Origin of the sequence: Enterococcus sp. C74, assembly GCF_040887125.1 — a bacterium.
In the GTDB taxonomy this organism is placed as follows: Bacteria; Bacillota; Bacilli; order Lactobacillales; family Enterococcaceae; genus Enterococcus_B; species Enterococcus_B hirae.
The window spans coordinates 150,265-162,631 of the sequence record NZ_JBFOFA010000002.1; the positions used below are offsets into that span (position 1 = coordinate 150,265).

11 protein-coding genes and 1 tRNA gene are annotated in these 12,367 nt (G+C 36.5%); 3 read left to right on the forward strand and 9 right to left on the reverse strand.

What is annotated here, in order from left to right:
- Window positions 1–81: 81 nt before the first annotated feature.
- The 3 genes from AB3H93_RS03495 to AB3H93_RS03505 all read left to right on the forward strand — a co-directional run bounded on the left by AB3H93_RS03495 (window position 82) and on the right by AB3H93_RS03505 (window position 3,756).
- Window positions 82–1,584 carry a DUF1846 domain-containing protein gene (locus AB3H93_RS03495; RefSeq protein WP_010737583.1) on the forward strand — a complete coding sequence of 501 codons (1,503 nt, stop codon included), beginning with the start codon at window positions 82–84 and terminating at the stop codon, window positions 1,582–1,584.
- A 230-nt stretch (window positions 1,585–1,814) separates the two neighbouring features.
- The gene (locus AB3H93_RS03500) at window positions 1,815–2,996 is read left to right on the forward strand and encodes a NupC/NupG family nucleoside CNT transporter (protein ID WP_010719151.1); all 1,182 of its coding nucleotides are present in this window, start codon (window positions 1,815–1,817) and stop codon (window positions 2,994–2,996) included.
- A gap of 202 nt (window positions 2,997–3,198) precedes the next feature.
- Entirely contained in the window at window positions 3,199–3,756 is a 558-nt protein-coding gene (locus AB3H93_RS03505; RefSeq protein ID WP_368020143.1) for a guanylate kinase, read from the forward strand.
- Between the two features lie 74 nt (window positions 3,757–3,830).
- On the opposite strand, the gene AB3H93_RS03510 is transcribed toward AB3H93_RS03505, so the two are convergent.
- The 9 genes from AB3H93_RS03510 to AB3H93_RS03550 form a co-directional block, all read right to left on the reverse strand.
- Window positions 3,831–4,820 (reverse strand): sce7725 family protein, encoded by a 990-nt coding sequence (locus AB3H93_RS03510; RefSeq protein ID WP_240274022.1) that lies wholly within the window; start codon window positions 4,818–4,820, stop codon window positions 3,831–3,833.
- Window positions 4,821–4,826: 6 nt separating this feature from the next.
- Window positions 4,827–5,516, reverse strand: a complete 690-nt coding sequence (locus AB3H93_RS03515; protein WP_010719148.1) for a hypothetical protein — start codon at window positions 5,514–5,516, stop codon at window positions 4,827–4,829.
- Window positions 5,517–5,750: 234 nt separating this feature from the next.
- Entirely contained in the window at window positions 5,751–7,199 is a 1,449-nt protein-coding gene (locus AB3H93_RS03520) for an amidase (RefSeq protein WP_368020144.1), read from the reverse strand.
- Between the two features lie 325 nt (window positions 7,200–7,524).
- Complete coding sequence (locus AB3H93_RS03525) at window positions 7,525–8,457, reverse strand: dihydroorotate oxidase (protein WP_010719146.1); 933 nt, start codon at window positions 8,455–8,457, stop codon at window positions 7,525–7,527.
- A 75-nt stretch (window positions 8,458–8,532) separates the two neighbouring features.
- Window positions 8,533–9,165, reverse strand: coding sequence for a PepSY domain-containing protein (locus tag AB3H93_RS03530; RefSeq protein WP_368020145.1), 633 nt, complete (start codon window positions 9,163–9,165; stop codon window positions 8,533–8,535).
- A 241-nt stretch (window positions 9,166–9,406) separates the two neighbouring features.
- The gene (locus AB3H93_RS03535) at window positions 9,407–10,255 is read right to left on the reverse strand and encodes a MetQ/NlpA family ABC transporter substrate-binding protein (RefSeq protein ID WP_126343909.1); all 849 of its coding nucleotides are present in this window, start codon (window positions 10,253–10,255) and stop codon (window positions 9,407–9,409) included.
- Between the two features lie 12 nt (window positions 10,256–10,267).
- Complete coding sequence (locus AB3H93_RS03540; protein ID WP_368020146.1) at window positions 10,268–10,921, reverse strand: methionine ABC transporter permease; 654 nt, start codon at window positions 10,919–10,921, stop codon at window positions 10,268–10,270.
- On the reverse strand, window positions 10,914–11,834 hold the full coding sequence (locus AB3H93_RS03545; protein WP_368020147.1) for a methionine ABC transporter ATP-binding protein: 921 nt from the start codon (window positions 11,832–11,834) through the stop codon (window positions 10,914–10,916). Before AB3H93_RS03545 ends, AB3H93_RS03540 begins: the two co-directional genes overlap by 8 nt.
- Window positions 11,835–12,216: 382 nt before the next feature.
- Window positions 12,217–12,313: transfer RNA gene (locus AB3H93_RS03550), tRNA-Sec, on the reverse strand.
- Between the last annotated feature and the right edge of the window lie 54 nt (window positions 12,314–12,367).

Genomic DNA, 12,367 nt, shown 5'->3' on the forward strand with positions numbered 1-12,367 from the left:
TGTTTTAATCCGGTGTTAGTTACTAGTTGACGAAAATCAAAAAAAATGAAAAAATGCTTTAGTACTTAAGGAGGGAATCTCGTGAAAAAAATCGGTTTTGATTCAGAGAAATATATCGAAGAACAATCAGCATATATCCTTGAACGAGTGAATCACTATGACAAATTATATTTAGAATTTGGAGGCAAATTGGTCGATGATAAGCATGCCAAACGTGTTTTGCCTGGCTTTGAAGAAGATGCAAAAATCAAATTGTTACAAAAATTAAAAGACCAAGCAGAAATCTTGATTTGCGTCTACGCTGGAGACATTGAACGTAATAAAATTCGTGGGGATTATGGTATCACTTATGACATGGATATTTTACGCTTGATCGACGAAATGCGTGGCTACGGATTATCTATCAATAGTGTCGTCATTACTCGTTACAATGGTCAGCCAGCTACGAATGTCTTCGTCAATAAATTAGAAAGACGTAATATCAAAGTCTACAAACATTCAGAAATTGAAGATTATCCAATTAATGTTGAAAAAATCGTTTCTGAAAACGGCTTTGGCAAAAATGAATATATTGAGACCAGTAAGCCAATCGTTGTTGTTACTGCTCCTGGACCTGGTAGTGGCAAACTAGCAACATGTTTGAATCAGCTTTATCATGAAAGCCAAAAAGGACAATCAGCAGGTTATTCAAAATTTGAGACCTTCCCTGTTTGGAATGTCCCATTGAAACATCCACTAAACATTGCCTATGAAGCTGCCACTGTGGATTTAAAAGATGTCAATATGATCGATTCCTTCCATTATGATGCCTATGGCAAGGTTGCTGTAAACTATAATCGAGATGTTGAAACCTTTCCAGTAATCAAACGGATCATTGAAAAAATCACTGGTAAAGAATCAATCTATCAATCCCCTACCGATATGGGTGTGAATCGTGTGGGATTCGGAATCGTTGATGATGAAGTTGTGCAAGAAGCTTCTCGACAAGAAATCATCCGCCGCTATTTCCAAACAGAGTGTGATTTCAAAAAAGGATTGATCGATGAGGAAGCAGTAAATCGAATTAAATTGATCATGGAAGAAGTAGGTCTTCAACCTGAAGACCGTCAAGTGGTATTGCCTGCTCACGAGTATGCAAAAACTGTTCAAAATGACAGCAACGATCCTTCTGCGGTGATCGCGATCCAATTACCCGATGAAGTGATCATTACAGGACGCACCAGTTCTTTAATGAATGCTTCTGCTGCCGTCATTTTAAATGCGATCAAACATTTGGCACATATCTCAGATAATATTCCATTGTTGTCGCCACTTGTTCTAGAACGTATTCAAGGGATGAAGTCTGCCGCACTGCATTCTTCCGTTGATACATTGAGCCTAAATGAAGTACTGATTGCTCTTTCGATCAGTGCGGTAACCAACCCTATCGCTCAAGTAGCTTATGATAAACTTGCTGAATTAGATGGTGCTCAAGCTCACTCGACAGTCATCGTCAATAAAAATGATGAACAAACGTTGAAACAATTAGGTATTGATATCACAAGTGCTCCCTTCTATCCATCGGAAAATTTATTTTATCAATAAGCATTGTTTCTTTATGAACAAATAGCTGAATAAACTCTTAAAAGATTTTATTTAAATTGCACCTGAAAAAGTGCAACTGATAATCTTTTAAGAGTTTTATTTTGTTGTATCCGTTTCAATTGAAATGTATGCGTTTCAGTCTAAAAAAGCGATGATAATCTTAGCAAAAAATTAGTATTTTAACGATAAAACGTGTAAAATTAAACGGAATTTTGATTAGGAGTGATAGTTTGAGTCAGATTTTAGGAATTATTGGATTACTTTTTATTTTTAGCCTTGCTTTTTTGATTAGTACCAACAAGAAAGCCATCAAAGTAAAACCTTTACTATTGATGATCGTGTTGCAATTTATTTTTGGTTTTATTTTGTTACGAACGACTTTTGGTACAGCAGTTGTTTCCATGTTAGCGAAAGTATTCGATCATTTACTGGCGTTTGCAGGTGAAGGAGTCAATTTCGTTTTTGCTGGGGTAGCCAATAAAGGCAGTGCGCCGTTTTTCTTAAATGTTTTGATGCCGATTGTTTTTATTTCTGCAATCATCGGGATTTTGCGTTATATCAAGATCTTGCCATTATTCATGAAGGCAGTTGGATTGGGTTTAAGTAAAATCAATGGTATGGGGAAATTAGAATCTTACAACGGTGTTGCTTCAGCAATACTAGGTCAATCTGAAGTTTTTATTTCAATAAAAAAAGAATTGCCTTTCTTATCTGAAAAACGTTTATTTACCATGAGCGTTTCTGCCATGTCGACTGTTTCGATGTCGATCGTGGGTTCTTATATGGCGTTGATCGATTCTAAGTATGTAATTACTGCGCTGGTATTGAACTTATTCGGTGGGTATATCTTGGCCTCCATCGTTAACCCCTATGAATTAGAAGAAAAAGAAGATGAGTTGATCATTGAAGAAAACAAAGAACAAACTTTCTTCCAAATGCTTGGAGAATATATTCTTGACGGCTTTCATGTAGCGATTACAGTCGCTGCTATGTTGATTGGATTCGTTGCTCTTATTGCTATGATCAATGCCATTTTTAGTGGAATCTTTGGGATCTCTTTCCAAGAAATTCTTGGTTACATCTTTGCTCCACTAGCATTTATCAGCGGGATTCCTTGGAAAGAAGCTGTGGATGCGGGTAGTATCATGGCGACGAAACTTGTGACAAATGAATTTGTTGCGATGACAGAACTAGCCACTGGGAACCTGCATTTTACTGAACGTACAACAGCTATTTTATCTGTCTTTTTAGTATCTTTTGCTAACTTCTCTTCCATTGGAATCATTTCGGGTGCTATGAAAGGTCTAAATGAAGAAAAAGGAAACTTAGTTGCGAAACATGGATTAAAAATCTTGTTGACTGCCACATTAGTCAGCTTTTTAAGTGCGATCGTCACTGGTTTATTAGTCTAAATGATTAAATTTAATTGAATTGTATATTTAAAACACTCTCTTTGCTCTTTAGACGATTTTCTAAAGACTCAAGAGAGTGTTTTTTATAAGACAAAATTTATTGTCGTCCACCTGGAATATCTATGCGAAAAGAACAATTGCTAAAAGAAACTTTCTCGTGTATCGTTTAATAAAAGAAATAAAGGGTTAAAGGAGATTCATGATGAACAAATGTTATGTATTTATTGGTCCTTCTGGTTCAGGAAAAACTTCCATTGCTAATGCTCTTTTTGAACCAAAAGAAAAAATTGTCACTTCGACGACTCGTCCTTCTCGAAAAGGTGAAACCGATCAAAAAGATTACTATTTTCTCTCTGAAGACAAATTTGAACAGTTGATCACTAAACAGGCATTTGTGGAATGGGATGAATATGCGGGACATAAATATGGTTCAACTAAGAGGGAGATTGCTCAAAAGTTGAAAAATGGTGATTGTTATACGATTTTAACAGCTGCTGGTTTTTGGGCACTCTTCCATGCATTTGGGGAACAGATCCAACCAGTATTTGTGACTATCGCTAAAAACAAATTGAAGCAGCGTTTAGAACAACGTGGAGATGCTCCGGATCAAATCAAAAAAAGGCTCGCTCTTTTTGAGCAAGACACGAAGAAATTAGATGAGTTAAAAAAACGACCAAACCTCATTGTTTTAGCAAATAATGAAGGGTTAGAAGCCACCAAAAACCAATTTAAGCGACAAATAAAAATGCTCAAAGAATGATCTTATTTTGATAAACAGGATTGATTAGCAAAAAAATCTCTCACTAGCTTCAAAACATAAACTAGTGAGGGGAATCAAACCAATTTTTGTCGTTCTGTATGTCCAATACCACAAATCAGCGAATGTAGTTCCTCTATTTTAGAATACATGCGTAACCAATTAGTCGGCTGATCTAATAATAAACTGAGCAGTTCTAAATGATGGACCAATGTCCATTTTTTCAATACACCTAAACCAGGAAATTTTTTTTGTTGTTTCAAAGAAAGCAGGGCTAATATACCCGTTGTAATCAACAGTTGATCTTGGTTCCTCAATACCCACTGTTGCATTTTTTCAACAGCTTCAAAAAACTTTAGTGCTTGATCCTTAGCTGAATCGTTCGTATCAGAAATAAAATGTTTTACTCTGAGATTACCATATGCATCAACATAGGTCAGATGAAGTGCCAATGCCCGACTAGGAAAGCCTTTATCAAAATAGCGACTTCCTTCAATCGTAAAATCTGAAAAGCCATGATTCCCCTCTTCTTTAAAAAACAAATAGTCGTCGCTAAAAAAATCATCTATTTTTTCGCTATAATCTTCTACGTGTTTTCTTGGTTTAAAGGCTTCTTTTATGATGATTTTGTTTTCTGGTAACCAGATATGGAACCGACTATGGTCTGGTAACAAAAAATGAGTATCCATTTTTGAAAGTTCTTTCCATATTTTTGGATCACGCGGCTGATGTTGTCCATCAAAAATGATCAATTTAGGTGGTTGCTCCATGATCTGTTGGTAATTATCGGACGTGATGATCATTGCATGTTGAATGGAACTATTTTCTTTTTCTTCCCATAAATGTAAATGTTCATCAAAAAGTTTGAACTGACCCACTTGGGGATTATCGATGATGATCAGCGGGTGATTTACTTTTTGGAATAACTCGACAACGTTTTTAAAGGTAGCTGAATCACGAACTGGTTCGATGATGGGAACTACCTTTTTAGATAATAGATTCTGTTGAATCATTTCTTTTAATGCTAAAAGATCAAACTGTTTCCCTCTCAAATAAGGATAGTACATACTTATTCACTCCAATGGCTCTGTTGGCAAGCGTCTAACTTGCTGCTTTTGTCGCAGATTCTCATAGTCTTGCTGTAAAGCGCTGATTTCTGCTTGTAAATCTTGGATCGCTTGATTTTCTGTTTCTTCAATAAAGCGTTCATAATAACGCTCTTTGGCAAATGGATCTTGAGAATCTGAACGTTTTTTTAATTCTTTATACAACTGATCAGTTGGAAAATATTTGACGCCTCGTTCCATCTGTTTGGCTTTTCTTACTTCTCTAAATAATGAAGCCATAAAACGGTTGAGCAGCGCCTCTTCTGCCACTGCTAACGGTTGCTTCATTGCTTTTTTAGCAATAATGAATGTACCAGAAGCTGGCATCTCTTCTGCTATCCCGTAAGGTCGATAAACTAAAACACCGATACCAGTGGGGATTTCAGCTTTGACTTCATCAAAAAGTGTTTGAGGTAATACAAAATAATTGTAATTCCCGACAAACGATAATTTTGCAGTGGAACGAAAGTCCGCTTTTGATACTTTCAACTCATAGCAACGCCACTCTCTTGTACCATCAAACTTTGTAAGACAACTTAATGTATCTACGATACCATGGTCGTCAGGCATGGTCACCTCTTCTACGACAATGCCCCCTTGTTCGATACAGTATTGATAAAGAGAAGTTTCCATCTCGATCGTTAAAGGAGTTTTCAATCCCTCCACCTCCGAACATATTTTCGCCTACCCATTCTACCTTAGATCCAATAAAAAATCTATCGTTAATTATTATTTGAATCGTTTCCTTAAAAATATTTAGAATTAGTTTTTGTTCAATTTGATCCTGCGAAATGAATGGGACAAAACATCGTCACGAGGTAGCTGACAGCCAGAAAAAAACAGTCGAGTCTAAATTTTTCTTAGTCCCAACTGCTTTTCTTCAACTGACTATTATTGATAACTTGGCGGTAAATAGAATTTTTGATGATTTTCAAAGATTTCGCCAATTTGAAAGAGCAAGTCTTCTCGTCCTCTGGCAGCCATGAATTGGATACCCAAAGGCAGACCTTCCTCACTAATATGTGTGGGCAAACTGATTGCTGGTTGTCCCGTCAAATTTGCCAGTTGGGTGTAAGGCGTGATCTTTAAACTTTCCTCAAACATTTCAGAAATAACTGCTAAACTTTCTTGTTCGTTGCATTCGTTGATTCCAGCCATTTTTGCCCGAATTTCATCACTTTGAAGATCAGTGGAAATTTCTGGAGCAGTAAATGCTGTTGTCGGCGAAAGAAAAAGATCAACAGTTTGAAATAGTTCTTCCATTGTGATTGCTGCATGATCCCAAACATGAAGCGACTGGATATAGTTCGCTGCAGAAACCTTCTTGCCGTATTCTAGTAGTACCCAAGAAATCGGTTCAAGTTCATTTTGAGCAACCGACCGTCCTAACCCAGATTCAATCGAGTGAATCATACTAGCTGTTTCTGCTCCATTCATTTGATAATAAGACTGAATCAAGGCTCTTCCATCAAGAGGGTAATTGATTTCAATGATTTCATGGCCTTCTTGTGCTAAAAATGTCACCGCATTGGTCACTGCTTGTCGTGCTTCATCGCTGATTTTTGTGTGGATCGGTGATTCTGTGCAAACAGCGATTTTCAACCGTTTTTTTGGTGGATGCTCTTGCCATTCCGCTGGCGAAACTTGATAAGGCGCTCCTGAATGGATACTTCGCAGTCCTGCAAATAAAGCTTTGGTGTCTCTCATAGAAATGGTCAAACCAAAATCAATCGCTGCTCCTTGCCAACCTCGCCAAGCATGAGGACCAACTGGCATCGTTCCTCGTGAAGGTTTTAAGCCAATCAGACCACAAAAGGAAGCAGGTATGCGAATTGATCCTCCACCGTCACTAGCACCAGCGATCGGTAAAATGCCAGAAGCAACAACGGCTGCTGCCCCACCACTTGAACCACCTGGCGAATGCGCAAGATTCCAAGGATTTTTAGCTGGACCATAAAGTTGTGGATCGGTGATATTTTTAAATCCAAACTCTGGCGCATTTGTTTGGCCAAGTGGGATAAGACCAATTTTTTCAACTTGCGAAACAAAATTTGAATTTCTAGATGAGCGATGAGTTTGAAAAAGCTTTGAGCCTGATGTAGCTAACCAACCTTGCTTTTCCTGTCCTAACATTTTCAACGGGAACGGTAAGCCGCTTAAAGGCTGTTCATCCTTTAGAATTGGTGCCTCATCTTTAATCGGTTGATCTGTTTCAAAAGTAACGAACGCATTTAATTCTGGATTTAATTTTGCTACTTTTTGGCTAACCTCTTTGACTAATTCCTTGTAACTGAACTGCTTCTTTTTTAGACCCTTCACGATCTCCATGCCATCTTTCACGTAAATCCCTCCTTTTATTTGTCATACCTTTGTGCCATTTTCTCATATTTCTATTCAACAAACAAAAAGAATGATTACGCTTCATGTTAGAAACGGTGGTGCTATTATCAGTAATTATATACACCTATTGTATCCTAATAGCTAAGGTACTATTCATGGCAAACCAACGAATAGACTAAAAGCTAACCACCAGTTATTATTCTAAAACCACCGGATCGCATAAAAATAAGCCAAAGATTTCCAAAATAAGAGAAACTATGTTTGGATTCTTTGGCTTATTTTTTATTGTTGTCTTTTATTTTATCACTTAGAGAATTGTTAACGATTAGATCGTTTTTAGTTTCCCTCTAAATTCATCGATGGTTCGATACCCTTTTTCTGTCATGATCTGTTCGAGTTCTTTCGTGATCCGATCAAAAATTTTCGGTCCTTCTTTGTGAAGTTCGGTACCGATTTGTAGCATAGTTGCTCCACACAATAAATGTTCAAAAGCATCCTGTCCATTCCGAATGCCTCCAGTACCAATAATTTTGATCTCTGGTTTCAAGCGAGTATAAAAAGCACGGACGTTCGCTAAAGCGGTTGGTTTCACATATTCTCCACCAAGTCCACCGAAACCCTCTTTAGGTTTAATCACGACTGCTTCTTTTTGAGGATCGATATACAAACCATTGCCGATACTATTAATAGAATTTACATAAGTTAAAGGAAATTGATTCAAAATTTCAGCCATTTGATCAAAATGCGCCAAATCAAAATATGGGGGCAATTTGATTCCTAATGGTTTGGTGAAACGGGCAAAAACTTGTTGCAATAAATCTTCCGTCGCCTCAAAATCATAGGCTAACTGTGGTTTGCCAGGAACATTGGGACAAGAAAGATTCAATTCAGTGATTCCTTGAAAGTCACTCTTTTCAATCATTGTCAACATTTCCAAATTTTCTGCTGCACTCATGCCTGCAATAGAGAAAAAGAGAGGTTGTGTCTGCTGTTTTTCATAGTTCAATGCATAATCTAAGTAATAATCAAATCCACGATTAGGTAATCCCATTGAATTAATACTTCCAAGAGGTACATCGAAATAACGAGGTTCTGGATTTCCAGCACGTTCATTCAGTGTACAACTCTTTGTGATAAAAGCGCCAGCATTGGATTGTTCCAATTCAACTAGTTCTGTCGTTGTCATGCAATGAACACCGGAGGCATTCATAAAAGGGTTAGCAAAAGTATGATTAAAAAAAGTCGTTTCTAAGGTCAAGTCATTCTCTCCTTTGATGAATCATTTTTTCTAGTTTATCATCAAGTCAAGCAAAAGCAAATAGGATCAAGACAATTAATCATCATTTTCAGTTGCTAAAACTTCTCCCGTTTGACTATTAAGTTTCACTTGAGTACTCTTATTGCCGTTTTTCACTTTCACTTCCCAGTAGGTGGTACCAAGTTCCTTACTAAGATCCCAGTCAGTGGCTGTTCCCCCACCCGCTTGTTTTTCAGCGATTTTCGCTGCTTCTTCAATACTTAGAAGTTTACTTGTGTCCAAAGCATCTTCTTGTTTCTTCTGTCCATTTTGTTCATCTTGATCTAAACGCTCAGGATTTTGTTTTTGGATTTCTTCGTTTGCTGCATTGATCTTCATTTCGTATTCATTTTGGTCATCAACACCATCGATTTTATAAAAGAAACTTCCCCAACTACTATCTAATTCTAAACTGGTAATCGCTGCATTTGGATATTCTTTTTGAAACAACTCAATCGCTTTTTGTGCAGATAATTTGATCTCTTTTGTTGCATTCGTCCCAGAATTCATTGTTTGATTTGATGCTTCGGTTGAAGAAGTTGTTTGTTGACCAGTACTTGTTGACGTAGTCGCTGGCGCTGTCGTTGATTCTGGTGTAGCCTGATTCGATTGACACCCTGCTAACAATAGTAAAGAAAATAGCCCACAAAAAATAACATTAGTTTTCATAAAATTTATTTCCTTTCTTGAATAAAAATCACTTTAATTTAAGTATACACAAGTAAAGTTGTTCTGTCATTTTTAAACAAATCAATCATTAAATAGCAAAAAAAGACAAGGCTAAAAAAGTAATCAGTCTTGTCTAAAAAATCAAATTATGAAAAAAATTCGTCTTTACTTCTACAAACAAGCAAAACGTATTTTAAGTAAAAACGCAACGCTTCCTTTCAATTGCTAATATGTAATATCTTTATTGACTGCTATTCTTAGTTTCAGAAATGTCAGGTATGATCCAGTAATTATCTTTATTATGACTATTGATATATGTACGAAATTTTTCTGATTGGTAGGCTTTCTTAATCGCTTTTGCCCAATCCGTTTTTTCATTTTCCTTTGTCACAGCAGCTACGATTTGTAATTCAGGCACCATTTTTTCTAGCTCGATCAAATGAAGTTGTTCTCGAATTCCTGCATCTTCAACTGTGCTTCCAGGTATGACTTCAAAATCAAGGTCATCCAACACGTGTGGTAAAGTGTTCGTGTCCATCTCTTTGATATTTAACTGATAGGGGTTATTTGTGATTGCTTTTGCAGTCAAGTCGGTACTTTTCACTTGTTTATCCACTTGAATAAAACCAGCTTTAGCAAGAACTGCATAGGCTCGTGCTGCATTACTCGGATCTTGTGGAATCCCAATCATCATTCCTTTTTTCACCTCTTCTTTACTTGTATATTTGGAAGAGTACAAATTACACGGAACAGAGGGTGTAGCAACTAAAGGAACTAAATCAGTCCCATTCTCCTTATTGAAAACATTCATATAAGCGGAGTGTTGAGCAACATTTACATCAATCTTTCCTTCACCTAAGGCAGTATTTGATTGGATAAATTGAGAAAATTCAATTCGTTTAATCGTATATCCTTCCGATTCTAATATAGGTGCAATCGCATCATCAAATAAATCGTTATACGGTCCTCCAGTTACCCCCATGACAATTTCATGTTTTTTCTGAGCGTGTGATGATTGATCTTTTGAATGACAACCACCCCCAATGAGAACCAATACGAACAGACAGACTATAGTCACTATTTTTTTCATGAAGTTTACTCCTTAATATTTAATTTTATGATAAAGATAATTTCCCAGAAATTGGATACTGTTTATTAAAACAATTAAGATAACTACCGTTACAATAATCATCCCACTATTAAATCGTTGATAGCCTTGGGAAATAGCTAAATCCCCGATTCCTCCTCCACCAACAGTTCCCGCCATAGAAGAGGCATTAATTAGTCCAATCATCGAATTAGTAATGGCTAATATAATCGCCGGTCGAGCTTCAGGTAGAATAAAGTAAAGAATGATTTCCAATCGGTTTGCCCCTAAAGTTTTGGCACATTCGATAATTGTAGGAGGGATTTCTAGAATGGCTTGCTCGATTAAACGGCCCATAAAGGGAACAATATATAACGTTAAAGGGACAATAGCAGCAGTTGTTCCAATGGAAGTTCCAACAACTAAGCGAGTAAAAGGCAAAATAGCCACCAATAAAATGATAAATGGCACTGAACGCAAGATGTTGATAAGCGTCTGTAACACCGTGTACATAAGAGAATTAGCTAAAACACCTTGTTTTCTGGTCTCTGCTAATAGTATGCCTAAAGGAACTCCTAAGCCGATAGCGAACACCAAAGAAATACTGACCATATAAATCGATTCATAAGTTGCTTTGAGAATGATCTCTGATGAAAGTATTTCAAACATCAACGGTCACCTTCTCATAACTAATTAGTTGGTCAATAAATTCATTATCAGGAATTTTATTCGTTAGAAAATACATCGCAAAAAAACGTTCTCCGCTAATATGTATGGTTTTGATATCATAGACCGTCCCCTCCATTTTACTTTCTTGAAAACGAGCATAATTTGTGGCATTCATCAGGAAGTAAAGGACATAATTAAAGGAAATCGATTCTTTTTTTGGATACTTAGGATAAATCATATCGGCTAAAAATTCACGAACTAAATTGCTTTGAGGGCTTAAAAACATTTTTTTGGTTGTTGCCTGTTCAATAACTTTTCCTGAATCTATGACAGCCACTTCATCACAAATTTCTTTTATCGCCTCCATTTCATGGGTGACCAAAATGATGGTGGTTCCTAGTTCCTCATTCACTTTTTTTAACAAATTTAAAATACTTTTTTTAGCGGTTGGATCAAGAGCGCTAGTAATTTCGTCGCATAATAAAAGCGAAGGCTCCGTTACTAACGCTCTAGCAATCCCCACTCGTTGTTTCTGCCCACCAGATAAATGGGAGGGATATGTATTTTTTTTCTCTATCATTGATACATAACGTAAAACGTTTTCAATTCTTTTGTCGTATTCCTGCTTATTGACTTTGCTAAATCTCAGAGCAAGTCGAATGTTATCAGCAACAGTTTTTGACTGCAATAAGGCATAATGTTGAAATATTGTGCTGCTTTTCACATCTTTTGATAGAGATATCTTACCTTTTGTTGGTTGATCTAATCCGTTTATTAAACGAATCATTGTACTTTTTCCTGCACCACTTCGTCCAATGATACCAAAGATTTTACCTTTTGGTATAAATAAATTGAGATCATTTAGGATCATGGTACCTCCAAAAGACTTTGAAACGTGTTCAAATGAAATCAAGCTCTCATTCCTTTCCGGCGCATTCATATAAAAACTTTAACTATGTGGGAATTAATAGAAAGACGATAAAAATCCTTAATAATTAAGTCTTTTTATGTAGTAGATGCGCACATCTATATTTTAATTTCTTCTTTTCGAATTAAATATAGCATGGAAAAATAGCCATGTCGAGACTAATATGTGATTTTAATCACATGAGCATTGATAAAAAGCGAGAAGCAGAATGTTCCTTTCTTACACTTGATGAAAACAGTGATCAAGCAATGAACTACCCCGAAAAATAATCAAATGCATTGGAAATGCAGTGGCGACAAAAAAATAAAGCTAAAAACATCAACAGAACGGCTCTGTATCAATGTTTTTAGCTTTGTATGTATTCAATTGGCGGGAATGTGTAGGAATCGAACCTACCCAAGAAGCTCTTAACTCCTCATACTGGTTTTGAAGACCAGAGGGAACACCAGAACCCATCCACTCCCCTAATAAAAACATTCTAACATTTTTCGTTTGTTCAATCAATATCAAATGCTAGA